This window comes from Methylophilaceae bacterium, from assembly GCA_018398995.1.
Lineage (GTDB): Bacteria > Pseudomonadota > Gammaproteobacteria > Burkholderiales > Methylophilaceae.
This window is the reverse complement of record CP073759.1, coordinates 219439-244313: the sequence shown is the minus strand read 5'-3', so window position 1 is coordinate 244313 and position 24875 is coordinate 219439. Positions and strand designations below refer to the sequence as shown.

24 protein-coding genes are annotated in these 24875 nt (G+C 41.4%); 5 read left to right on the top strand and 19 right to left on the bottom strand.

Going from position 1 to position 24875, the window contains the following annotated elements:
- Positions 1-114 precede the first annotated feature (114 nt).
- On the top strand, positions 115-2157 hold the full coding sequence (gene metG / locus KFB94_01210; GenBank protein QVL45776.1) for a methionine--tRNA ligase: 2043 nt from the start codon (positions 115-117) through the stop codon (positions 2155-2157).
- A gap of 55 nt (positions 2158-2212) precedes the next feature.
- Here metG and KFB94_01205 read toward each other — a convergent pair whose 3' ends face one another.
- The 6 genes from KFB94_01205 to KFB94_01180 all read right to left on the bottom strand — a co-directional run bounded on the left by KFB94_01205 (position 2213) and on the right by KFB94_01180 (position 7314).
- The gene (locus KFB94_01205) at positions 2213-2521 is read right to left on the bottom strand and encodes a helix-hairpin-helix domain-containing protein (protein ID QVL45775.1); all 309 of its coding nucleotides are present in this window, start codon (positions 2519-2521) and stop codon (positions 2213-2215) included.
- A 98-nt stretch (positions 2522-2619) separates the two neighbouring features.
- Positions 2620-3309, bottom strand: coding sequence for an orotidine-5'-phosphate decarboxylase (pyrF, locus tag KFB94_01200; protein QVL45774.1), 690 nt, complete (start codon positions 3307-3309; stop codon positions 2620-2622).
- Positions 3310-3332: 23 nt separating this feature from the next.
- Positions 3333-4535: a lipopolysaccharide assembly protein LapB gene (gene lapB / locus KFB94_01195; GenBank protein QVL45773.1), complete on the bottom strand. Its 1203-nt coding sequence runs from the start codon at positions 4533-4535 to the stop codon at positions 3333-3335.
- 129 nt (positions 4536-4664) lie between these two features.
- Positions 4665-4949, bottom strand: a complete 285-nt coding sequence (locus KFB94_01190; protein QVL45772.1) for an integration host factor subunit beta — start codon at positions 4947-4949, stop codon at positions 4665-4667.
- Positions 4950-4980: 31 nt separating this feature from the next.
- Complete coding sequence (gene rpsA, locus KFB94_01185; protein ID QVL45771.1) at positions 4981-6486, bottom strand: 30S ribosomal protein S1; 1506 nt, start codon at positions 6484-6486, stop codon at positions 4981-4983.
- Between the two features lie 153 nt (positions 6487-6639).
- Entirely contained in the window at positions 6640-7314 is a 675-nt protein-coding gene (locus KFB94_01180) for a (d)CMP kinase (GenBank protein QVL45770.1), read from the bottom strand.
- Between the two features lie 139 nt (positions 7315-7453).
- Between KFB94_01180 and KFB94_01175 the strand changes: the two genes are divergently transcribed.
- Entirely contained in the window at positions 7454-7663 is a 210-nt protein-coding gene (locus KFB94_01175) for a DUF2061 domain-containing protein (GenBank protein ID QVL45769.1), read from the top strand.
- 2 nt (positions 7664-7665) lie between these two features.
- On the opposite strand, the gene aroA is transcribed toward KFB94_01175, so the two are convergent.
- From aroA to KFB94_01145, 6 genes are all read right to left on the bottom strand, one after another.
- Positions 7666-8949 (bottom strand): 3-phosphoshikimate 1-carboxyvinyltransferase, encoded by a 1284-nt coding sequence (aroA, locus tag KFB94_01170; GenBank protein QVL45768.1) that lies wholly within the window; start codon positions 8947-8949, stop codon positions 7666-7668.
- A 31-nt stretch (positions 8950-8980) separates the two neighbouring features.
- Complete coding sequence (locus KFB94_01165) at positions 8981-9847, bottom strand: prephenate dehydrogenase/arogenate dehydrogenase family protein (GenBank protein ID QVL46513.1); 867 nt, start codon at positions 9845-9847, stop codon at positions 8981-8983.
- Positions 9848-10035: 188 nt separating this feature from the next.
- The gene (locus tag KFB94_01160; protein ID QVL45767.1) at positions 10036-11016 is read right to left on the bottom strand and encodes a hypothetical protein; all 981 of its coding nucleotides are present in this window, start codon (positions 11014-11016) and stop codon (positions 10036-10038) included.
- Positions 11013-11783, bottom strand: a complete 771-nt coding sequence (locus tag KFB94_01155) for an arginyltransferase (GenBank protein ID QVL45766.1) — start codon at positions 11781-11783, stop codon at positions 11013-11015. Before KFB94_01155 ends, KFB94_01160 begins: the two co-directional genes overlap by 4 nt.
- Complete coding sequence (gene aat / locus KFB94_01150; protein ID QVL45765.1) at positions 11780-12475, bottom strand: leucyl/phenylalanyl-tRNA--protein transferase; 696 nt, start codon at positions 12473-12475, stop codon at positions 11780-11782. The genes KFB94_01155 and aat overlap by 4 nt, the downstream gene beginning before the upstream one ends.
- Positions 12476-12511: 36 nt before the next feature.
- On the bottom strand, positions 12512-15292 hold the full coding sequence (locus KFB94_01145) for an EAL domain-containing protein (protein ID QVL45764.1): 2781 nt from the start codon (positions 15290-15292) through the stop codon (positions 12512-12514).
- Between the two features lie 232 nt (positions 15293-15524).
- Between KFB94_01145 and KFB94_01140 the strand changes: the two genes are divergently transcribed.
- Both KFB94_01140 and KFB94_01135 read left to right on the top strand, forming a co-directional pair.
- Positions 15525-17753, top strand: a complete 2229-nt coding sequence (locus KFB94_01140) for a YgiQ family radical SAM protein (GenBank protein ID QVL45763.1) — start codon at positions 15525-15527, stop codon at positions 17751-17753.
- Between the two features lie 16 nt (positions 17754-17769).
- The gene (locus tag KFB94_01135; GenBank protein QVL46512.1) at positions 17770-18636 is read left to right on the top strand and encodes a TraB/GumN family protein; all 867 of its coding nucleotides are present in this window, start codon (positions 17770-17772) and stop codon (positions 18634-18636) included.
- Between the two features lie 30 nt (positions 18637-18666).
- On the opposite strand, the gene KFB94_01130 is transcribed toward KFB94_01135, so the two are convergent.
- The 7 genes from KFB94_01130 to KFB94_01100 all read right to left on the bottom strand — a co-directional run bounded on the left by KFB94_01130 (position 18667) and on the right by KFB94_01100 (position 23654).
- Entirely contained in the window at positions 18667-19248 is a 582-nt protein-coding gene (locus tag KFB94_01130; GenBank protein QVL45762.1) for a lipocalin family protein, read from the bottom strand.
- A 22-nt stretch (positions 19249-19270) separates the two neighbouring features.
- Positions 19271-19723 carry a YaiI/YqxD family protein gene (locus KFB94_01125; protein QVL45761.1) on the bottom strand — a complete coding sequence of 151 codons (453 nt, stop codon included), beginning with the start codon at positions 19721-19723 and terminating at the stop codon, positions 19271-19273.
- Positions 19724-21310 (bottom strand): DEAD/DEAH box helicase, encoded by a 1587-nt coding sequence (locus tag KFB94_01120; protein QVL45760.1) that lies wholly within the window; start codon positions 21308-21310, stop codon positions 19724-19726.
- Positions 21311-21503: 193 nt separating this feature from the next.
- Positions 21504-21944 (bottom strand): DedA family protein, encoded by a 441-nt coding sequence (locus KFB94_01115; GenBank protein QVL45759.1) that lies wholly within the window; start codon positions 21942-21944, stop codon positions 21504-21506.
- Positions 21945-21956: 12 nt separating this feature from the next.
- Positions 21957-22553 (bottom strand): DUF502 domain-containing protein, encoded by a 597-nt coding sequence (locus KFB94_01110; GenBank protein ID QVL45758.1) that lies wholly within the window; start codon positions 22551-22553, stop codon positions 21957-21959.
- A 50-nt stretch (positions 22554-22603) separates the two neighbouring features.
- The gene (locus KFB94_01105; GenBank protein QVL45757.1) at positions 22604-23056 is read right to left on the bottom strand and encodes a hypothetical protein; all 453 of its coding nucleotides are present in this window, start codon (positions 23054-23056) and stop codon (positions 22604-22606) included.
- A 58-nt stretch (positions 23057-23114) separates the two neighbouring features.
- Positions 23115-23654 carry a manganese efflux pump gene (locus tag KFB94_01100; protein ID QVL45756.1) on the bottom strand — a complete coding sequence of 180 codons (540 nt, stop codon included), beginning with the start codon at positions 23652-23654 and terminating at the stop codon, positions 23115-23117.
- 222 nt (positions 23655-23876) lie between these two features.
- Between KFB94_01100 and KFB94_01095 the strand changes: the two genes are divergently transcribed.
- On the top strand, positions 23877-24590 hold the full coding sequence (locus KFB94_01095) for a heme ABC transporter ATP-binding protein (GenBank protein QVL46511.1): 714 nt from the start codon (positions 23877-23879) through the stop codon (positions 24588-24590).
- Positions 24591-24875: the final 285 nt, after the last annotated feature.

The following is a 24875-nucleotide window of genomic DNA, read 5'->3' as shown; positions in this document are numbered from 1 at the left end:
AGAAATATGACAAATGGATAAAGCTTTAATGACAAGCTAATATACAGATTAAACGTAGGTTAAGTGACAAGCTTTTGTTAAAATAGCACTTTTAGCAAAATCGGTTCATTTACCATGTCACGCAAAATTCTTGTTACTTCAGCACTTCCTTATGCAAATGGCAGTATTCATCTTGGACATTTAGTCGAATATATTCAGACTGATATCTGGGTGAGATTTCAAAAAATGCAGGGGCATACAGTGCATTACGTGTGTGCTGATGATACGCACGGCACGCCGATTATGCTGCGTGCGGAAAAAGAAGGCATCACGCCTGAAGCCTTAATTGAAGGTGTACATAAAGAGCATAGCGCAGATTTTGATGACTTTTTAGTTGGTTTTGATAATTATTATTCGACTAACTCAGACGAAAATAAAACACTTTCTCAAGCTATTTATAAAGCACTCAAAGCCAATGGAAAAATCGCAACTAAAACCATTGAGCAGTTTTACGATCCCGTTAAAAACATGTTTTTACCTGACCGCTTTATTAAAGGTGAGTGCCCTAAGTGCCATGCAAAAGATCAATATGGTGATTCTTGCGAAGTGTGTGGCGCAACCTATAACCCGACTGAGTTGATTGGCGCCTACTCGGCGGTATCTGGTGCAGCGCCAGTACGCAAAGAAACCGAGCATCACTTTTTTAAATTATCAGATTGTGAAGCTTTTTTAAAAGAATGGACGCGTTCTGGCACATTGCAAGGTGAAGCGGCTAACAAAATGGGTGAGTGGTTTCAAAATGGTTTAAACGATTGGGATATTTCGCGTGATGCACCGTATTTTGGCTTTGAGATTCCGGATGCGCCAGGTAAATATTTTTATGTTTGGCTAGATGCGCCGATTGGTTATATGGCCAGCTTTAAAAATCTATGTGCCAAAAATGGTTTGGATTTTGATGAATATTGGAAAGCAGATAGTGACACTGAGCTTTATCATTTTATTGGCAAAGATATTCTGTATTTTCACGCCTTATTCTGGCCAGCTACGCTTAAATACAGTGGTTATCGCACACCAACGCAGATTTTTGCACATGGTTTTTTAACTGTTAATGGTGAAAAAATGTCTAAATCACGTGGTACGTTTATTACGGCACGTAGCTATTTAGACCATGTGAAAAATCCTGAATATTTGCGTTATTACTATGCAGCTAAACTCAATTCAACCATGGAAGATATCGATTTGAATCTTGAAGACTTTGTTGCGCGAGTCAATAGCGATTTAGTCGGTAAATATATTAATATTGCTAGCCGAACGGCGGGATTTATTAATAAGCGATTTAACGGAAAGTTGCATCCATCAACGGATAATGCAGTTGTTATTGAGCTTAAATCAGCGGCTGATGATATTGCCAAAGCCTACACCGCGCGCGATTATAGTAAAGCCTTACGAGAGGTTATGCGTTTAAGTGATTTGGCCAATGGCTTTGTGGCAGAGCGCGCTCCTTGGGTCATGGCAAAGCAAGAAGATAAAGATGCGGAGTTGCAACAAGTTTGTTCTGATGCATTAGAAATGTTCCGTTTATTAACGCTTTACCTTAAACCAGTCTTGCCTAAGCTGGCAACCGAAATTGAGGTATTTTTAAATATAAAACCAATGCAATGGCACAGCGTAGCATCGAGCTTAACTGTTGAGCACACCATTAACGATTACAACCATTTAATTACACGAATAGAACCTAAGGCGATAGCAGCAATGGTGGATAGCAATAAAGAAAACTTACAAAGTAATGAAGCGCCTGTTAAAGCCGTTGCCAACCAAACGGAAGTGGTCAAAGAACAGTTGGCTGGTGAATATATTAGCATTGATGATTTTACCAAGGTTGATTTACGCATTGCCAACATTGTTAATGCTGAACATGTAGAGGGCGCAGAAAAGCTATTAAAACTGACATTGGATATTGGCGAAGAAAATACACGTCAAGTATTTGCTGGAATCAAAGCAGCTTATGACCCTGAAACGTTAAAAGGGCGTTTGACTGTGATGGTGGCAAACTTAGCACCACGTAAAATGAAATTTGGTATGAGTGAAGGCATGGTCTTAGCGGCAAGTGATGAACGCGGCGGACCTTATATATTGAGTCCAGATAGTGGGGCACAAGCTGGGATGCGGGTAAAATAAGTTGCTTGCCCTAATAACAAAACCCCGCCAAGACGGGGTTTTGTTATTTATTTTACTATTCAGATTTTTCTTTTTTCGTATTCGACGCTTGTTTTGCTAGACCTGATGTTTTTCCAGTAACGGTAGCGTCTTTGCCAATCTTTTTCACCATTTTAGGACCAATACCTTTGATATTGGTTAAATCATTCACTGATTTAAAATTGCCATTTTCTTTTCGGTATTTGATAATGGCAGCCGCCTTATTGGCGCCGATACCATTTAAGGTTTCCAGTTCTGCCTTAGAGGCAGTGTTGATATTGACAGCAGCAAAGGCATTAACACTTAAGCTAAGTGCGATTAATAAACTAATTAACGGTTTTTTCATATTATTATTTCCTTTTATTATTGTTTTGGCCTTACAAAATGCAAAGCCACTAAAAGTCTAACGCTTAGTTGATTGAGCGGTCAATACAAAATAATGATTTAGATGGATTGCAATATGGATTGCAATGCCGCTGCAGGCTGTTCTGCTTGTGTAATTGGACGACCAATCACCAAGTAATTTGCACCTTGTGCAAGCGCCTCCTGTGGTGTGACAATGCGAGATTGGTCATCTTTATTTGCGTTTGCTGGACGGATGCCTGGCGTGACCAATAAAAAGTCTTGATGAACATGTTGCCTTAATAGGCTGGCTTCTTGTGCAGAGCAAACAACGCCATCTAGCCCTGCGGTTTGTGTCAGCTGAGCGAGAGCCAACACTTGCTGCGCAATTGGTTGCTGGATATTGATTTCTGTTAATGTTGTTTGATCCATGCTGGTCAAAACAGTCACGGCAATTAAATAGGGATGATGATTGGATTGATTAACGCCTTCCAATGCCGCTTTCATCATGGCGCTACCACCGCTGGCGTGCACGTTCAGCATCCATACGCCCAAGTCACTGGCGGCTTTGCATGCTTTTGCTACCGTATTGGGAATGTCGTGGAATTTAAGATCTAAGAATACTTTAAAATCTTTGGCAACCAGTTGCGCTAAAAAGGCAGGTCCAGCTGCGGTAAATAATTCTTTGCCTACTTTTAATTTACAAAGCTTAGCATCTAGTTGATTGACTAGCGCTAATGCGTCTTTTTCATTGGCATAATCGAGAGCAACTATTATTTTAGAATCGTTCATATTTACTTTTACTGGTTAATTAACTAATTTTTAATCGTCATGGCGCGAGTAATCGCTTCGGTCGGCTCGGAAGGTAAAGACTCCCAGGCGTTACAAGCAGGGCACTGCCAATGATATTGCTTGGCTCTAAATCCACATTGATTACAGTGATAAGCAGCGCGATGACCGATAGCATTGCGGACAGTTTGTTGCATCAGTTGAATATCTTGATAATTGTTAGTTTGAGTAGCGTGTTCAGACATCGCTCGCGCTTGTAATAACTGATCTAATGTCTGCAAACTAGGCTGTCTAATGAGCTCATTTCTGGCTAATGTTGCTGCGCTGTCAGCGCCTTCTTCTGCTACCGTTGCCTCATATAAGGCATGCATGATTGAAGGTAGCTTGTAGTTTTCTAAATATGTTTTAAGTAGGGTAATGCCTTCTTTTAGCTTACCAAGCGCAGCAAAGCTTTGCAGTAGCTTATTGGCGACTAAGCCTAAGTATTCAGGATCTTGAAATTCAATGTGTTTCCAATGTGAGATAGCGGCAGCGTGATTGCCAGACTGTACTTCTAATTCACCTAATAGCACATTAGCACGGATACATTTTTTATTGGCATCTAATGCATTAGCCAGATGTATACGCATTTGTTCTGGTTGTTGATCGATCATGGCATTCATCGCCAATTCACAATGATACTGGGCAATTTCTATTCGAAATGGTACGCCAGATAACCGTTCTAATTCTGTTGCTGTTTCAACAGCTTGTAGCCACTCACGTTCGCGCACATAGATCTCTAGAAGCGAGTACAAAGCAGATTGACGATAGCGTTTATTGGTTAAGTTTTTAAATAGCTCTTCTGCTCGGTCATATAAACCTGCTTTTAAATAATCTAATGCTAATTCAGCTTTTACCGCATCTCTTTGATTTTTTGTTAGCTCTTTTTTATCTAATAAATTTAAATGCATATTAATAGCGCGATCAGTTTCACCTGTGCGTCTAAATAAGCTACCAAGGGCAAAGTGTAACTCTAATGAATCACTATTTGCATGAATGGCTTCAGAAAAGGCATCAACAGCTTTGCTATGTTGGTCACCAATTAAAAAATTAAGTCCTTTAAAGTATGCCGCAGGTAACGTGGTCGATTCAGCAACGATTTGTTTAATATCAACACGTGCTGCTATCCAGCCCAGTATGAAAAATAGGGGAAGAATTAATAGCCACCAATATTCAAATTCAATTGTCATATCATGCTCGTTATAAGATTATGATCATTTTACCTAAGCGTTACGCTAGGGGCTAATGATAAAGAAAAAAACAATAAAAAAAACGGCACATCATCGATGTGCCGTTTTTATCAAAGCCAATAAACAAGACTAGCTAGCCAAATCTACGCGATCACGTAATTCTTTACCAGCTTTAAAATGCGGTACATGCTTGGCAGGCACTTGCACTTTGCTACCAGTTTTAGGATTGCGACCTAAACGAGGAGGACGATAGTTAAGACTAAAACTACCGAAGCCTCTAATTTCAATGCGCTCGCCTGTTGATAAATTATCAGTCATTGCATCTAAAATGGCTTTAACAGATAACTCAGCATCTTTCACAACAAGCTGCGGAAAACGTTCCGCTAGCAGGTTAATTAGTTCAGATTTTGTCATGGCTATATGGTCTTTTCTAATTGACTAATGATTACTTCTTATCTTCCATCTTCGCTTTTAATAGCGCGCCAAGATTGGTGTTGCCTGATGCCGCAGCCGCTTCTTCAGCTGTTGGCTTCGCTGCCTTTGCTTTTGCTTTTGGCTTAGCAGCAGCGTCATCAGAACTTACTGATGCTGTTTCGCCACTTGGATCTTCAGTTAGCTGTTTAACGCCTAAAGAAATACGCTCTTTTTCAACATCAATCGCTAAGATAACAGCTTGTAGCTCATCGCCTTTTTTGAAGTTACGAATCGCCTCTTCACCAGATTGTGTCCATGACAAATCAGATAAGTGAACAAGACCATCAATGTTGCCTGGCAAGCCAATAAACACGCCAAAATCAGTAATTGATTTGATTTGACCTGCAACGTTGTCACCTTTAGCGTGTGTTGCTGCAAAGTCATCCCAAGGATTAGGCTTACATTGTTTCATGCCCAATGACAAACGACGACGATCTTCATCAATCTCAAGAATCATCACTTCAACTTCATCACCTAATTGTGCAATTTTGCCTGGGTGGATATTTTTATTGGTCCAATCCATTTCTGACACGTGAACAAGACCTTCAATACCTGGCTCTACTTCAACAAACGCACCGTAATCTGTTAAGTTTGATACCTTACCGAATAGACGAGTGCCCACTGGATAACGACGGCCTAATGAAACCCATGGGTCATCACCAAGTTGTTTGATACCTAATGAAACACGGTTTTTCTCTTGATCAAATTTCAATACTTTTGCTTCAACTTCATCACCAACTGTTAATACTTCTGATGGGTGTTTAACACGACGCCATGCTAAATCAGTAATGTGTAGTAAACCATCAATACCACCTAAATCAACGAACGCACCATAATCAGTAATATTTTTTACAATGCCTTTAACTGTAGAGCCTTCAGCCAATGTTTCCATTAATGCTTCGCGATCAGCACTTGCAGTTACTTCCATTACCGCACGACGTGAAACAACGATGTTGTTACGTTTGCGATCAAGTTTAATGACTTTGAAATCCCACTCTTTGTTTTCGAATGGTGTTGTGTCTTTTACAGGACGAACATCTACTAATGAGCCTGGTAAGAATGCCATGATGCCATTAACTGAAACGCGTAAACCACCTTTAACACGGCTGCTTACATAGCCTTTAACAACGCGGCCTTCGTTCATTGCATCTTCTAAATCTAGCCATGCTTCCATTTTTTTCGCTTTATCGCGAGAAAGAATAGTTGAACCAAATCCATCTTCTAGCTTCTCAATAGCGACTTTAACAAAGTCACCAACTTCGACTTCTAATTCGCCTTGTGGGTTTTTAAATTCGTTTGCATCAATCACGCTTTCAGATTTAAGACCTGCGTTAACAATAACGTGGTCGTTGTCAATCGAGACAACTTCAGCAGTGATTACTTCGCCTGAGCGCATTTCTTGGCGCGATAAACTTTCTTCAAATAGGGCGGCGAATGATTCTGGGTTTGAAGAGGTTGTTGAGTCAGTAGTAGACATTAAAAAAGAGTATCCAGTTTAGTCCCACCTAGCAGTGGGGAAGTTTAAAATTAACGTTAGGTTTTTAGTGATCGTAAGTATCGAGTTAAAAACGTAACACGAACCGCATATTTTACACAAAAAATATCGTGTGTTCAATGACTTAATCAAGATTTATTGCTCAGAATGGTATTTTTGTAAGCTTGTTTGATATTCTTGTAGTACAAAGTCGACAGCTTCGTCAATATTACGGTTATCTGTGTCAAGTAATACAGCTTGTTTGGTTTGGATTAAAGGCGCGGAACTGCGCGTTCTGTCGCGTTCATCTCTTTCTTGTAAGTCTTGTAAAATAGTATCGTAATCTGCAATAGTATTTTGTTGTAAACATTGTTTGTAGCGGCGATTTGCGCGCACCTGCACATGGGCTGTTAAAAATATTTTGAGTTGAGCATCTTTAAATACAACGCTTGCCATATCTCTGCCGTCTGCTACCAATCCAGGCGCCTGTCTAAAACCCTGCTGTAGTTCGAGCAATGCGTGTCGCACTTCTGGATGTACGGCTACGCGAGACGCACCGTCACTGATGGCAGGGCTACGTATAGCGTCAAAAACGTTTTCGTCATTAAGTAATACAGCACCATTTTTAAATGCGATTTGTAGATTTGGGATCATGTTGCCCAGTGCAGCGCCATCGCTCCATGAAATCTGTATGTTGTATGCGGCTAATGCAACAATGCGGTATAGCGCGCCTGAATCTAAATAATGAAAGCCAAGTTTGGCGGCAACACGTTCAGCGACAGATCCTTTTCCAGATGCTGATGGGCCATCGATAGCAATAACAGGAATCATAAATTGAAAACCATGGTTAAGTTGTATATCAAGAAAATTCAATAAATAAAATTAATCAAAAAGGTAAAAACAATCAATTGGATTGTTGTTTTTAAAGCAACCATAATAAGCATAACAACCCATTATTCAGGAGCGCAATATGATTAAAACAATGACGTTTGCTATTTTACACTTTAGTGTTGCATTTACGGTTGCCTATTTGCTCACAGGCAGCGCTTTAATCGGCGGGCTTGTTGCGCTTGTCGAGCCTGCTATTAACACCATTGTATTTTATTTTCATGAAAAAGCATGGATGCATCATCACCTACAAAAACATGAGGCGGATGAACACGAATGGGCTTATCCATAAACCTAAAGCGCAATAGACTGGAATACTTCAAAATAGCGAGGGAATGTTTTAGCAACGCATGTTGGATCGTTAATGGTAATTGGTATATTGCCCAAACTCACTAATGAAAAACACATTGCCATACGGTGATCGTCATAGGTATCAATTTCAGCGTTTGGCGTTAATTGTTTAGGAGGTGTGATGGTAATGTAGTCTTCACCTTCAACAACCGATGCACCAACTTTGCGTAGTTCTGTTGCCATTGCCGTTAATCGATCGGTTTCTTTTACACGCCAACTAGCAATGTTGCGTAATGTCGTTGTGCCGTCAGCAAACAGTGCCAATATTGCTAATGTCATCGCCGCATCTGGCATGTGGTTGCAGTCTAAATCAATCGCTTTTAGTTTTAATGTGTTTGGCTTGCTGGTGGTAATCTGGTTTTCACCATAGTGAATGGTGCCGCCCATCAGCGCTAATGCTTCAGCAAATTTCACATCACCTTGAATACTGTTTGCATCAATGCCTTTTACCTGCACACTGCCAGCAATCGCGCCAGCAGCTAAAAAGTAAGATGCACTGGAAGCATCACCTTCGACATAAATAATATCAGGGCTGGTGTATTGGCTATTGGCTGGAATGGTAAAGCTTTGCCAGCCATCGCGTTGCACTTGCACGCCAAACTTAGCCATTAAGTTGAGTGTAATTTCAATGTATGGTTTGGAAATGAGTTCGCCCACTACTGCAATCGTTGCTTGCTGACCAGTCAGTGGCAAAGCCATCAGCAAGGCCGTTAAAAACTGACTAGAAACATCACCACGGATTTGAATCGGCTTACTGACATCTAAGCTTGCAGGTGAAATTTGCAGTGGCGGAAATCCTGCATTTGCTAAGCATTGCACTTGTGCCCCTGCAGATTGTAGCGCATTGACTAAATCGCCAATTGGACGCTCGTGCATACGTGGCACACCATGCAAATGATATTGACCATTTGAAAAAGCCAAGGCAGCGGTCAGCGGTCTAAATGCTGTTCCCGCATTGCCTAAAAATAAATCAGCTTGTTTATTAGGGAAATGTCCATTACAACCTTGCACAAAAAGACTGTCGCCTGTTTGACTCAGGTGAATACCCAATATTTGCAGTGCTTCTAACATGCGATCGGTATCATCAGAAGCTAGCAAGCCCTTAATTTCTGTGTTGCCTCTCGCCAGGGCCGCCAGCAATAATGTACGATTAGAAATGCTTTTTGAGCCCGGCAATTGCATCTCGCCATGTACTTTAGAAGCGGCTTTTAAATGTAGTTGTTCCATCAATTTACAATTCTAATCTATCCATTGAAATCTATGATTGTTTATCTTTTGCCCATTGCTTGCGCGCATCACTTGCGCGTTGAAATGCGGCTTGTAACGCCTTAGCATCGTCATTTGCTAGGTTTTGTTTTAAGGTTGAAAGGGCTTGTTCATAACGCGTAATTTCACTTAATAATGCGGCTTTATTGGCAAAGCTAATATCACGCCACATTTCCGGATTGCTACCTGCGATGCGCGTGAAATCCCTAAATCCACTTGCGGCAAACTGAAATAGCTCATCGGCATTATCGCGTGAAGCAATATCTTCTACCAAAGCAAACGCCAATAAATGTGGCAAGTGACTCACCGTTGCAAAAATACCGTCATGTTTTTCTGCTGGCATCTCTATCACATTAGCGCCGCAAGTTTGCCACAATTGTCGTACTTGGTTGATTTGCTCAGTACTGTTTTCTGCCGTAGGCGTTAACACGACGTGTTTACCAATATACAAATCAGCCATCGCCGCAGTAGGGCCTGATTTTTCAGCGCCAGCAATAGGGTGCCCACCAACAAATTGACTAGCTTGTTCGCCTAACACTTCTTTTGCAATGGCCAATATATCGGTTTTGGTACTGCCAGCATCGGTAATAATCGTTTGTTTACTGAGGTGCGGCTGAATACTTTGCAAAATGCTTTTGGTTTGTGCAACAGGTGCAGCAATTAACACCATATCTGCATTCATTAAAGCCATTGCAATATCTGTTGTTGCTGCATCAATAATTTGTAGCGCTAACGCTTGATCTAAACTCGCTTGATTACGTCCAACACCCACGCATAGCGGTGCATGCGCTTGCTTTTTTAAAGCCAACGCAACCGAGCCGCCGATTAGCCCAACACCAAAAATAACGAGTTTTTTCAACATGTAGTAGTGTTTATAGAGAAGTAAATAAAGGCTGAATTGTATCATCACCGTATTGCTTGTGTCGGCAGGCGTGTTGTCGTTTTGCGTAAAGCCATCAAAAGTGCATCACTTATTTGTAGTTTTAGTAAGTCTAAGACGGATTCGCGCACAGTTCTTTGTATGAAAACACACTACTAGCAGTATGCTCAAGCAGGTAAATATAATTTCAATTGACTCGGTACTAATACCAATAAATAGGCACGGCATTTGTGCCAAAAGGCGGAAAGCAGAAGCAGCGCCGAGCCGATGCTGAATGCGGTGACGGCAAAGCCTATGCCGACATGACCCATATCGTTGAGTAGCGTGCTAAAAACATAAACCACATAACCAAGTGCAGAGACCATCAGTGCGCGTCGGTCGATGAATAAAGAGATAACGGCAATACCAATGTAAAGAATGAGTACTATGCTGGCTTGCATTATATTGATATTGCCATCCAGCACGCCGATAAGATCGAAAACAGGATGAACAATGATGGGTGCCGCCAGTAAGTGTAACCAAAATGCGATATCTGATTTTCGTGTTTGACGTTTGGTATCTTGTTTATCCCAATACATGGCAAAGGCGAATACACCTAGACCCAGCATGATCGCAATTGGCGTGAATAAATTGGCAGAAAGATGAATGCTTGCTAAGGATGCTAGTAGGGTTGCAACTAATGCTGCGGTGCCTGCGGCGATAGTAATCGGTACTTTAAAACGTATCCAATGTAACCATGCGGCTAGGGTTGCAACAATTGAGGGAGTGATAAAGGTGGCTGCGCCTTCAGCACCAACAGGCATCATTATGTTAGTTGATGCCGCAAATAAATACCCAACAAAAGCCAGTAATAACACAATGGCGGGTAATGCCATACGACGTTTCAATACAAAAAATTCAGCCAATCCCCAAGCGGCAATTGCTGCTAGTAAGCTGCCATAAAGTGCGTCACCTATCCAACTAAGGGAGGTAAGCAATAGCAGGCTAGCGATGACGACAAAAATATCGTTAAAGCCTGAAATTAAGCGAAAATGCTCTTCATCCGCAACATCGCTAGCGGCCATTACATGCGCTTTTAATGCGTTGGCGGTGGCTTCGTCTAAAATGCCAGCTGCAATAGCAGATTGAATATGATCTTCTGAAATCATGCATCATCCTTGTAAGTGTTGGTGACAATTGCATCGGTTAGCCATTCGCCGTTGATATATTTTTCTTGTGGGTTAAACTTTTCTTTGTAGGCCATTTTTTGGCTTTCGGCAATCCAATAACCCAAGTATAGATAAGGTAAATTGAGACTTTTAGTCCATTCAATTAGCCACATAATGGCATAAGTGCCATAACTGGCTTTTGGCTCAGCAGCATCATAAAAAGTATAGACGGCAGAATGTCCATCGTTAAGGGTGTCTATCACGCTGACAATTTTGACTTGGTTGGACGCGTCTCTAAACTCAACCATGAAGCTATCAACATTGCTTTGGCAGAGAAACTGTTTATATTGATCTGCTTCGCTGGTTGTCGTGCTTTGGTTGATATCATCCTCATTGGTATGTCTTAAGGCCTGGTATGCGGTATATAACGCAAAATGCGCTTGATGAAAGCCCAATGGGATGATGTTTGCAGTTAATTCGTGATGTTGTTTATAGGCGCGCTTTTGGCTTCGCGTTGGAGCAAACGCATCAAGCACAATACGCACTGGTACGCACTTATTACAATGTTCGCAATGTGGGCGATAAGCAAATTTGCCGCTACGTCTAAAGCCTTGGGTAATCAGTTCGCTATAAATATCCGCGTTCACTAAGTGGTGCGGTGCGGCAATTAAACTTTGGGCAAGATTTTTTGCGATGTAACCACAAGCATAGGGCGTTGTGACATAAAACTGCAATTTTTGTGCTGGTAGTTCTTTAGGTGAGCTCATGTTGATAAGTGTACCAACTTTGATAAGGTTTGACTAAATACTTCACGTGGAATTTCACGCCCGCCAAAACTGGTCAATAAAGGTGTTTTCATTTGGCAATCAATCATACCAACTTGTTTGGTTTTGAGGTAATTCACAAGATTAACAAAAGCAATTTTTGACGCATCTGTTTGCGTATGAAACATACTTTCACCATAAAACATGCTACCAATGATGACGCCATAACAACCACCAACTAATTGATTGTTTAGCCAACTTTCGCTAGAAATGGCATGCCCTAAATGATGTAACGCACAATAAGAATCAACCATGTCTTGATTGATCCAAGTGCCCGCTTGATCAGGGCGCTTCACCACACTGCAAGCAGTGATTACTTCACGAAAAGCTGTATTGATAGTGAGATGATAAGGTTGCTTTTTGATGGTTTTTTTAAGGGAGTTTGCCACTTTAAGCTCTGCTGGAAATAACACCATACGCGGATTAGGACTCCACCACATGATTGGCTCATTACCATTAAACCAAGGAAAGATACCAAGTGAATAAGCTTGTAAAAGACGCTTGCTAGTTAAATCGCCGCCAATGGCAATAAGGCCATTGGGTTCACTAAGTGCTTGTTCCAAAGGAGGGAAAGGCGTATTTTGCTTTAGGGCAAGTACGTAGCCAGTATCTAGTTGATAAAATTCATCTGTCATAGATTAATGATCGTTTATATTGTATTAACTTAATAATTAGTATTTAAAAGGATGATTGACCTTTATCCAATCAGCCATTTGATGGGCAGGCATTGGTTTTGCAATGCCATAACCTTGGGCATATGCACATTCTAAAGTACGTAATTGATGTAATTGTGCATGGTTTTCCGCGCCTTCAGCGACAACTTTTCGATTGAATTGACGGCTGAGTGTGACAATGCTTGTTACAACAGCTAAGTCTTCAGTGTCATTGAGCATGCCACTTGTGAATGAGCGGTCAATTTTGATGATATCGATTGGGAGCTTTCGTAATGAAATAAGCGATGAGTAGCCCACCCCAAAATCATCAATAGAAAAGGTGACGCCGAGATTTTTACAAGCTTTAATTGTTTGTGCAACATTTTCAAAATCGTTGATAGCAGCACTTTCTGTAATCTCGATATTTAGTTTGTTGCCAAGCATATCAGGATACTGCTGTAATGCTTTTTCTAAAAAAGGGTAGAAATTCTGTTGGATAATATGATGCGCTGCAATATTAATGGCGATACTAATAGTTAAGCCGTCATTTCGCCATTGTTCCAATTGGGCTAGTGCGTTCAATATCACCCACTCACCAATATCAATAATCAGTTGCGTATGTTCTATAGCAGGTAAAAAATCGTTTGGATTGAGAAAGCCACGATTGGGATGTTGCCAGCGTATTAAGGCTTCCGCTCCCATAACAGCACCTGTTTTTAAGTTAACTTGCGGTTGATAATAAATGAGAAACTCGTTATTTTTTAATCCCTTTGTTACATCTTGTGTTAAACGTTGCTGATGTTGAGATGCTTCGACAAGATTCAAGTCAAATAAATGATGCTGTTTGCCACCATTGGTTTTGGCATGATACATAGCATGATCAGCATGGCGTAATAATATATCTGGCGGATTGTTATCGTTAGGATAGACAGTAAAACCAATACTCGCTGAAATATAAAAGGTATGGTCGTCTATATGAAATGGTAACTCGATGGCATGCAGGATACGATCTAATGCTTTTGAATATTCAGCTGCTGTAGGTAAGTCATTGAGTAATATAGCAAACTCATCGCCACCTAGCCTAGCAACAGTGTCGTGATTTCGGCAATTATCACGCAGGCGGTCTGCTAGTAAAACCAGCAACTGATCACCAATCGCGTGGCCATGTTGATCGTTAATAGGTTTGAAATTATCTAAATCGATATAACAGATAGCAATCGCACCGTTATCGGTTTCAACCAATGCTAATGATTGCTGTAGTTTGTCCGAAAATAAAACACGGTTGGGTAATTGTGTGAGCGCATGATGATATGCAAGACGTTTTAAGGTGTTTTGCTGTTCTTTAGCAAGTGTATTATCAGTAAATAATCCAATATAATGCATCAGTGTACCTTGCGCATCTCTAACGGGAAACATGTCTAACCAAGCGGCGTACGCTTTGCCATTTTTTTGTTGACACCAGACTTCGCCTTGTTTGCCTTCATTAAACTTAAATGCATCGAATAAGTCAGAAAAAAAGGCATCTAGTTGAAAACTAAACCCAAGTTGATGCGGTTGTTTGTTCATGGCCTCCTCACGAGAGTAGCCCGAAATTTCAGTAAATGCTGGATTGGTCTCAATAATATTCCCTTGTACATCAGTAATAAAAATACCATCATGCGCATGTTGAAAAACGCTGGATGAAATATTAAGCCGATCGGCATTTTCTTTAATTTCACTCACCATATGACGTAAACGGCTTCGCATTTCAAGAATGTTAGCGATGAGTGTATGTGGTTCAGCCATGGTGTTATCTTCATCAAAATTGCCTTGCCGAATGCTATTCAAAAGCCTGCTCGCCGTTTCTGGCTCGCCACCAAGTGGCGCCAATACAAAGCGATGAATGCCGCGCTGCGCAACAACGATGAGTGCCACCCCAAAAATGCCACTTAATACTAGCAATGGATACAGCGATGCAATGCTATTGATATAAGCATCTTTTATTGGGAACGCAATATAAGCATGAAAATTCCATTCAGGAATATCGCGATGTGCAACAAACCATTTTTGATCGGTCTCTTTGAGTACAGATGCTGCTTGTTTTATATCAGTATGCTTAGATAAAAATCGGATGTTATCGTTATAGTCTGTTACTGCTGCAAAACCATTTTTTAAAAACCCCCACTCTTTGATGGCTTGATCAAGTGCGCCAACATTTACCTTATACCCAACGTACCATGCCCCTATAACTTGGTTGTTAATATCCATGATAGGCTCATAGCCAGAAATATAAGGCTCGCCTAGAATATCAACAACGCCATAAAAGGCTTGTCCCTTTATTAAGTGCTTGATTGCTATGCCATTTGGATCTAATCGCGTCCCAACAACGCGCCTATTATTTTGTTTGATGTTTGTTGCAATGCGAATAAAGGCATTGTCTTTTTTGACAAATAGAGTAGCAGTGCCATTGACAACATTTGTCACACTATCTACAAGGTCAGTTTGGTTTGTTTGTGATTGGCTGCCTAATTGTAGTTTTGGAATCAGCTCTTTCTGTAAAATAGTAACACCATGAATGCTGGGCAAACCTAATCGATTGCTTTTTTGTTTCAGCAAGGCCATCGAGGAGTAAACACGCTCACTCACCAAGCTTTTAGCCATCATTAATACATGCTCTAGCTTCTGTGTTTCATAAATAGCATCTTTTTCTGTTGCTTCAAAATGCAGTGAGAATAAGTAAAAGGCAGAAGTGAAAACTGCAATCGTACCGATCACGAGTAGAGGTTGCAGTAAGTGCTTGAACAGGGCTATTTTTTTCATAACTTCATTATTATTCACTGCTAATAACGTACACTACCAAAACTTTTTTGCTTATGATAGCCATATGCGTATAAAGCAACGCATTTGCGCTTATTGTTGATAATAAATGAGATATTACGCAAAAATAGGCTTGCGTCTAACATCGTTGCCGTTTAGATAATCGCATATAGTCATCAAAATCTTCAGATAAAAGGATGTTAAATCAAACAATTACCGCGTAAAATGCCGAGCTATGGAACATTACACTAGCATGCTCGCCAAACCCATCCAAAGTTATCGCCCTTACTGGGCGAAACGTTTTGGTGTGGCAACGATATTACCAACCTCGCGACAGGAAATGGATGACCTTGGCTGGGATAGTTGCGATATTATTTTGGTGACTGGTGACGCCTATATTGATCACCCCAGTTTTGGTATGGCATTGGTTGGCCGTTTGTTAGAAGCACAGGGGTTTCGAGTTGGTATTATCGCGCAACCAGAATGGCAAGATGCCAGCGCTTTTAAAGCGTTGGGCGCACCAAATCTATATTTTGGCATTACCGCAGGCAATATGGATAGCATGGTCAATCGTTATACCGCAGACCGTAAAATTCGCTCAGATGATGCTTATACACCAGATGCGGCACCCAATAAACGTCCAGACAGAGCGGTACTAGTTTATAGTCAGCGTTGCAGAGAGGCGTATCCTAAAATACCGTTGGTTATTGGCAGCATTGAAGCCAGTTTGCGTCGCATTGCGCATTATGATTATTGGTCGGATAAAGTGCGCCGTTCAATTTTAGTCGATTCTAAAGCCGATATCTTACTGTATGGCAATGCAGAACGTGCTTTGGTTGAGCTCTCGCACCGAATTGCCAAAGGTGAGCCGGTGAGTGAAATACAAGATATTCGTGGTACTGCTTTTATCCGCAAACATTTGCCAGAAGGTTGGGATGAAATTGAATCGACCCAGTTAGATAGACCCGGCAAGATTGATAACCCAGTTGACCCATATGAAATGAAAATGGGCAAAGCCGATGCGAGTTGTGCCACCGGTGATGCTCAATCAGATGCGGTGCTGCCAGAAGGCACTAAGCCGATTGCAATTGTACCTAGTTTGCGCACCAGAAAGCCCAAAGCAGATAGAACTAAACAAGTGGTACGCTTGCCTTCTTACGAGGCCGTTTCGCAAGACCCTGTGTTGTATGCGCACGCATCACGGGTGCTACATCTAGAAGCTAATCCAGGTAACGCGCGGGCGCTGGTGCAAAAACATGGCGATAGAGAAGTATGGTTGAATCCACCACCCATTCCGCTAACTACCAAAGAAATGGACTTTGTTTACGATTTGCCGTATGCACGTAAACCGCATCCTATCTACAAAGGTGCAAAAATTCCTGCATGGGAAATGATTCGTTTCAGCGTCAATATTATGCGCGGTTGTTTTGGCGGCTGTACCTTTTGTAGTATTACCGAGCATGAAGGCCGCATTATTCAAAGCCGTAGTGAAGCATCTATCTTGAAAGAGGTGGAAGAAATTCGTGATAAAGTCGAAGGCTTTACTGGCGTTATTTCCGACCTTGGCGGACCAACGGCCAATATGTATCGCATTGCTTGTAAATCAGAAACGATAGAAAGCGCATGTCGTAAATTATCTTGCGTATATCCCGACGTTTGCGAAAACCTAAATACCGATCATAGCGCCTTGATTCAGCTATATCGTAAAGCGCGCAATATTAAAGGTGTTAAGAAAATATTAATTGGCTCTGGTTTGCGCTACGACCTTGCAGTGAAATCACCAGAATATGTGAAGGAATTAGTGCAGCACCATGTTGGCGGCTATTTAAAAATAGCACCTGAGCATTCCGAAGAAAACGTACTGAGTAAAATGATGAAGCCAGGCATGGGCGCATACGATGAGTTTAAAGCCATGTTCGAAAAGTTTAGTGCTGAAGCAGGTAAAAAACAGTACTTAATTCCTTATTTTATCGCGGCACATCCTGGAACGACAGATGAAGACATGTTGAATTTAGCGCTATGGCTAAAGCGCAATGACTTCAGGTTAGATCAAGTGCAAAACTTCACGCCAACACCAATGGCAATGGCAACCGCCATGTATCACAGCGGCAAAAATCCATTACGTAAAGTGACTGCAGATTCTGAAGGTGTGCCTATTCCTAAAGCTGGCGGTGTACGCAAGTTACATAAAGCGTTTATTCGTTATCATGATCCCGCAAACTGGCCAATATTGCGCGAGGCACTAAAGAAAATGGGACGTGCAGATTTAATTGGGCCTGGTAAAAAACAATTAGTACCCGCTTTTCAGCCTGCGGTAATCGGTACTATTAGGCAATCTGATGGCAGTCGTTTTCAGCCAAAAGCAACAGTGAATGCAAGACGCAAACCAGGTAGCATGCCCGCAGCTTTTCATGAGATGAAAAATGCGGCAAGGCCAGCAACTAAAAAGAAAACACACCATTAATATAGCGTACAAAAGGATGCATGTGACTTACTTTAAACGACTGCTGCTTGTCATGAACGGTTTACTGCTAGTCAGCACATCTATGCTGGTGACAGCCACAGAAAAGGGTTTGTTTTGGCAGATGACATCGCCAAGTGGGCAAGTGAGTTATTTGTTTGGCACCATTCATACCGATGATAATCGGGTGACAGATTTCTCGGCCTCTATTATGAAGGCACTGAAACAAGTGGATGTATTTGTGATGGAAACGCAACCTAATAGTAATCCTAGCAATTTTATGATGAAAGATGGTTCGCTAAAGGATGCGATAACAGAAGCTGAGCTGGATAAAGTGAAAACTTTAGCAGAATTTCATGTCATGCATCTGGATCAAGCATTACGCATGAAACCTTGGTTGTTGGCGGTGGTGTTTAGTCAATCAAAACCACAAACACCTTATGCACAGGATAATTTATTAATGCGTAATGCTGAAGATTTTGGTAAGCCAGTCCAAGGCTTAGAAACGAGTGAAGAGCATTTTGGTGTTGTTGATAGTTTTAATTTCGCGGATCAGATGGTGATGTTGCGTGCCGCATTGGCAATGTCAGAAGCACAAAAAGAAAAAGACTTTGAGCGATTAATTGCCGTTTATTTACAAGGTGACAGTGATGAACTGCTTAATTTGGATGCAGAGATAACTGGTTCAAGTTTGCCTGAGGCATTATGGCAACGACTGCGATTCAAATTGCTCGATGAACGCAATGTCTTAATGGCAAAGCGAGCAATTGATTTAGCACAACAACAGTCGATTTTTGTTGCTGTTGGTGCCGCACATTTAGCGGGTGATAATGGCTTGATTCAGGCGTTTAAACAATCTGGCTTTATACTCAAGCCACTCAATTAACCGTCGCATTAATATAGCATTAATGCAAAATCACTCTGCTTTTTTCTTAATCACATGTTGCCCTGCGTCATAGTTTGGGATATCGGGATTTTGATTTACATAAATCAGTTTATCCGTGGCAAAACCTAAGGCTTTTGCCTGACTAACCAATTCTTGCTTGATGGGGTAGCTTAGCTCTGGTGTGCGTGACAATATCCAAAGGTAATCTTTATTTGGGCCGCAAATCATCACATAGTTGTAATACACTTTATCAAGCGCGATGATGTTATATGCGCCATAAAAGGGACCAAAAAAAGAAACTTTTAATTTCCCTAAATAGGTGTTTTCTGCATTTGCCTTTTCAATAAAATACGCTTTACCGATGGCCTTATTCCACTCTTTTTCTTCGCGGTTATAGCCTTTATTAATCACTTTAATACTACCATCAGCATTTTGCTCATACTGTGCAGTGACATTATCCAAACCCCGTTCAAAGCTATGATCTAAGCGCGCAATTTCATACCATGTGCCTAAATACTGTTCTGCATTGACACCATCAACAATCTCAACGTTTTCTGGTACACCCATGCAACTAGCAAGTAAGAGAAAGGCTAGCAAGGCTATTTTTTTCATGGTTTATATCCTAAACAAAACATCATTTACAGTTCTTTGATAAAAATTGATCTAATTGGGCAGCAAACGCTTTTTTATCAGCAGCATTAAATGCATTGGGTCCGTTAGTTTGAACACCGCTTGCACGTAACTCTTCCATAAAATTACGCATCCCTAATCGTTCTTGAATATTCTCTGATGAGTAAAACTCGCCGCGTGGATTCAACGCATGCCCGCCTTTTGCAATCACTTGTGCCGCCAATGGAATATCAGCAGTAATGACCAAATCGCCGGTATTTAGTTCTTGCACGATTTTATTATCCGCAACATCAAATCCTTGTGCAACTTGGATAGCTTGTAGATAAGGGGAGGGTGGTAAACGTAATAGCTTATTGGCCACAAAGCGGGTTTCCACCTTCGCTCGGTCAGCCGCACGATAAAGCATTTCTTTAATTACCACTGGGCAAGCATCGGCGTCCACCCACATCCTTAACATTTATCTGCCTCGGTTACCGCCGCCATGGCTTGTATTGCTGTTCCTACCATGATTGTTTCTGGCGCGATTACCAGCGCCGGTACCGCTATTATTTCTGCCACCAGGACGATAGTTGGTTTTTAAATCCGCCGCATAAATAGGGGGTTGCGGCTGTGCTTGGTGTCTTGCGGCTTCAGATAAATTTTCATTAGATGGATGATTAGGCTTTCTGTTAGCTTGCTCACCTCTTGGTGGTTTTGCCTCTTGTCCAAATGCACGTTGTTGTCCTTGACCATTACTTTGACCTCTTGCATTGACTTGACCTTGTGGGCGCTTGGCTTGACTTTGTTTTTTCTTCTGGTTTTGGCCGCCATTGGGTTGTTGTCCGCGGAATAATCTTGGTGGTTCCGGTTCAATCACTGTTGGTGCTTCAAAGCCTTCAACTTGAACACGAGGAATCTCACGATTAATGAGTTTTTCAATATCTTTTAGATATTTTAATTCTTCGCGATCAACCAAAGAAATCGCAGCGCCAGAAGCACCTGCACGGCCAGTACGACCGATTCGATGCACATAATCTTCAGCCACGTTCGGTAATTCAAAATTCACGACTTGTGGCAACTGATCAATATCCAAGCCACGAGCAGCAATATCGGTTGCCACTAATACGCGTGTGTTGCCTGCCTTAAATTCGGCTAACGCTCTGGTACGAGCGCCTTGGCTTTTATTGCCATGAATAGCAAGTGCACTAATATCACTTTTGACTAATTTTTCAGCCAATCGATTGGCGCCGTGCTTGGTGCGCGTGAAAATTAACACTTGTTGCCAGTTGTTTTGTTTAATCAAATGCGCAACTAAATCACGTTTGTGCGCTTGTGGCACCATATGTACTGTTTGCGCTACCATCTCTGAGGCGGTGTTGCGTTTTGCTACTTCAACAAAACCAGGATTATTCAATAGGCTATCGGCTAGCCGTTTAATTTCATCAGCAAAAGTGGCAGAAAACAATAAGTTTTGACGCTGTTTGGGTAATCTTGCCAAAATCTTTTTAATGTCATGGATAAACCCCATATCTAACATACGGTCAGCTTCATCTAGCACAAGAATTTCGATACCAGATAAATCCACCTTTCCTTGGTTAGCTAAATCCAACAAACGGCCTGGCGTAGCGACTAAAATATCAATCAATCGTTCCAGACGATTAATTTGTGGATTAATACTCACCCCGCCAAACACTACCATCGACTTTAAAGTCAAATATTTGCCATAAGTAGCGACTGACTCACCAATTTGGGCGGCCAATTCACGCGTGGGCGTTAGAATTAAGCAGCGAGGCTTGCCTTTTGCTGGTTTTGGAGCGGGTTTTTGCGAAAGTAAATGCAAAATAGGTAAGGTAAACCCTGCCGTTTTGCCCGTGCCAGTTTGTGCGCCAGCGAGTAAATCGCCACCTTGTAAAACGAGAGGAATTGCTTTAATTTGAATCGGTGTTGGTATGGTGTAACCAGCATCTTCAATGGCTTTTAATAGCGGTTGTGCTAAGCCTAAATTATTAAAATCACCTGCAATAATAGGTTGATTTGTGTCAGTGTTTATCACTTCATTGTTCATTGTTTGTTTTCCTACGGCGGCCAATTGCACGATAGCAATACCAATCGAGGCAGACGAATATAAGGATTGTCTAGTATGGCGATTGAGAATAATCAGCCATCTTTATTATGCCGCTACGCTGATTGGTAATGCGTAGGGTTGGGGCTATTATACAAGCTTTTTAAGTTTCGCTTTAACTATCTGAATAAAATGATTATCTTGCTTGCAAAACAAAATAAGCAACCACCACATAGCGTAGCAATTTCCCAGTGCTGACTAAGATTAAAAACCACAATAAACGAATGCGTAATACACCTGCGACCACAGTCAATGGGTCGCCAATCATTGGCACCCATGCAAATAATAGTGACCATAGGCCATATTTTTTAATACGCTGTTCTGCAATGCTATATGCATGGTCTGATCGATTAAGCCATCGTTTAATTGCCCCTAAACTTGCCCAATAACCGAGCGCATAATTAACTAGAGAACCCAATACATTGCCAATCGTTGCCACAAGAATCAATGTGTTAGCTGATGCGCCATTGAGTAATAGTGCACTAAATACTAGCTCGGAACTTAACGGTAAGATAGTAGCGGCAAGAAATGCCGCGATAAAAAGACCAATATAACCAAACTCAACAAAGTATTCCATGCTGATAATCCATTACTTGTTTTGCTCTTTGCTATTCATCATCCATGCAAATAATGAGTTGCGCATGACTTCTTCTGCCGACATTTCCACAGGCGTTATCCATTCTCTAGGCACAAACACAGTATAACCACCAATGTTATAACCCATGGGCAAAAACACCGCGACGCGGTCTTTCGGGCTAAATCCCACTGGAAAAGCTTCGGCATCTTGCATGGTGATTAAGCCAATCATTTCCAAATCAGAATGGGGTGATTTTAAAATCACCGCTTGTTGCGATGGCGCTTGTTGTACTGGATTAAAGTAGTCTGCAAAGTTTTTTAGCGAGAGATAAATGCTTTTTACTACGGGAATATTGGCAAAAGGAAACTCAACCATTGATAACAGCTTGATAATAATACTGTGTGAAATTAAGTATCCCAGTATCACAATGCTGCCAATGCCAATGGTTAGCCCCATGCCAGGAATATAAGCATCTCCAACAATAGGCGTTATCCATGATTTAAAAAATTGCTCAGACCATGTCCAAAATACATAGACAAAATAAATAGTTAAGCCAATAGGCAAAACAGTAATTAACCCACGGAAAAAGTATTGGTATAGTCGTTTCATTTTGTTTAATTCATTTTAATTAATGGTCAGATTGGTGTGCGTTCAGCTTATTAGCAGGTCTCGTATTGAATGCGATGCTCAGTTAAACGGATATTCACACATTCTTGACTTGCTGGAATACGAATGATTGGCTGATCAGTCAGCATATTAACATACACCACAATTGCGATAGCATCAGCACTATCGTGTGGTAGTTTAACCGCCTTCAATGTGGTGAGTGGCGCCATCTCAATCGATACCATACCAAAACTGTATTGCCTTAATAGGGCGTCTTTTTGGCTAAACCAAGCAGCGCTCGACTTTGGCATTTCTCCAATCACTTTGGTATCGTTAATCAATACAACATCAATCGCAGTGGCGGCGCCTTGATTTGTGTTGGCTAGGGTCGTGAAAGATAAGCGCTGTAAATGATTATTAGCAACCAACTGCATCGAGCGCAAAGCGCAACTCGACAGTGAAATAGAAGCAAGCGTAATCAATAATAGCGTTGAAAAACGAGACATGACGCAATCCTCAAGGGGACATACTTAAACAATATTAAACCATTAAATAACTTGGTTTTTACAATAATAATATTTTCAAGCCAATTAAAATCAGCACAACACCGCCTAATAGTTCTGCTCTGCTTTCAAGTTTGGTGCCACTTTTTGCGCCAACCAACACACCTGCGTAGCTAAAGAGTGTGGTTGTGATGGCGATGATAAAGCAAGAGAGTAATGGATGTAGTGCTAATACATTAAGGGCAACGCCTGCTGCTAAGGCATCGATACTGGTTGCGATAGCAAGCATAAGCATGACTTGATGCGTGATATTTTTTATGTCATCTGCTTTACCAGCAAAAAATGATTCATGCACCATTTTTCCACCAATCATGAGCAATATAAAAAAGGCAATTCCATCGGTATAGGCTTCGGCCCAGCCCAGAATACGCTTGCCAGCCAAGTAGCCAATCAAAGGCATTATGCCTTGGAATAGACCAAAATAGAGGGCTGCCATTAAAGCTAATTGTTTACGATTAACGGCATGTTTGGCTCCTAAGCCAATCGAAACCGCAAATGCATCCATGCTTAATGCCAGCGCTAAAAAAAAGACGGCTATCATTCAATATACCTAATCAATTTGGCGCCAATCAAGCGAACCATAATGCGCATGCTTGTTATACGCGCTACGATGCCTGACTGAATCGCTTTTTAAGTGAACAGATGACTATTTTACTTTTATTTATGTCAACAATAGACAACACTGTAAATAATCATCTTCTAAATCTAATTAAGACTTATTCTCAAAAAGACTTGACTTACATTTTCTTTAGGAGACCGCTTACTGCTAGATAATGTCTCTGCACAAATTCCCGTGGCAAATGTCACTGCCATTTTAGGACAAAACGGGGCAGGCAAATCCACCTTACTTAAATGTTTAACAGGCGCCATGCAGTTTCAGGTAGGCAGTATCAGTATTAACAATCAATCCATACACGCTTACTCGTTAGCGGCATTATCCAAAACAAGAGCAGTATTATCTCAATCTACTGCCATCGATTTCCCTTTTACGGCTTTTGATATCGTCAAAATGGGGCGTCATCCTTATAGTAACAACACATCTAGTGGTCTAGATGATGAAATAGCCATGCGCGCATTACAATCACTGGATTGTTTGGCACTAACACATAGGGTGTTTCCAACACTATCTGGCGGAGAGCAACAGCGCGTCCAACTGGCAAGAGTCATTGCGCAATTATGGGATACCAAGAATACCTACCTCTTTTTAGATGAGCCCACATCTGCCTTAGACTTAAAACATCAGCACCAAGTATTAAGCTTGATGTGTAAATTAGCTATTTGCAACAATATTGGTGTGTGTATGGTAATCCATGACCTTAATTTAGCCTTGCGCTACGCCGACCAAGTATTACTCATGAAAGCAGGCAAACTAGCAGCTGCAGGTAAGACACAAGAAGTGCTGACATCCAACAATATCGAGCGCGTATTTGATATATCGCTAGATGCTATTTTGTTTAATAAAAGGCTATTTCACTAATGGATAGTCAAGAGCAAAACACTGAAAACCAAATAGAGCATGAAACAAGAGACTAAACCAGGTATGACAGCTGACAACTGCCATTGATCAGTCAGGTAGGGCGGTTAACTAGCGTAGTCAGGCGTTACAATTTTTGACATGGAAACTAACGCGTGGACAGCATCTGCTCACCCTACAAAGCCTACTTCACACCCCTTTTCTGTCACTGCGAGCGCGGCGTGGCAGTCTGGCATTTAAGTATGGTCATGGATTGCTAGCCAGCCTGTCATCGCGAGCATAGCGTGG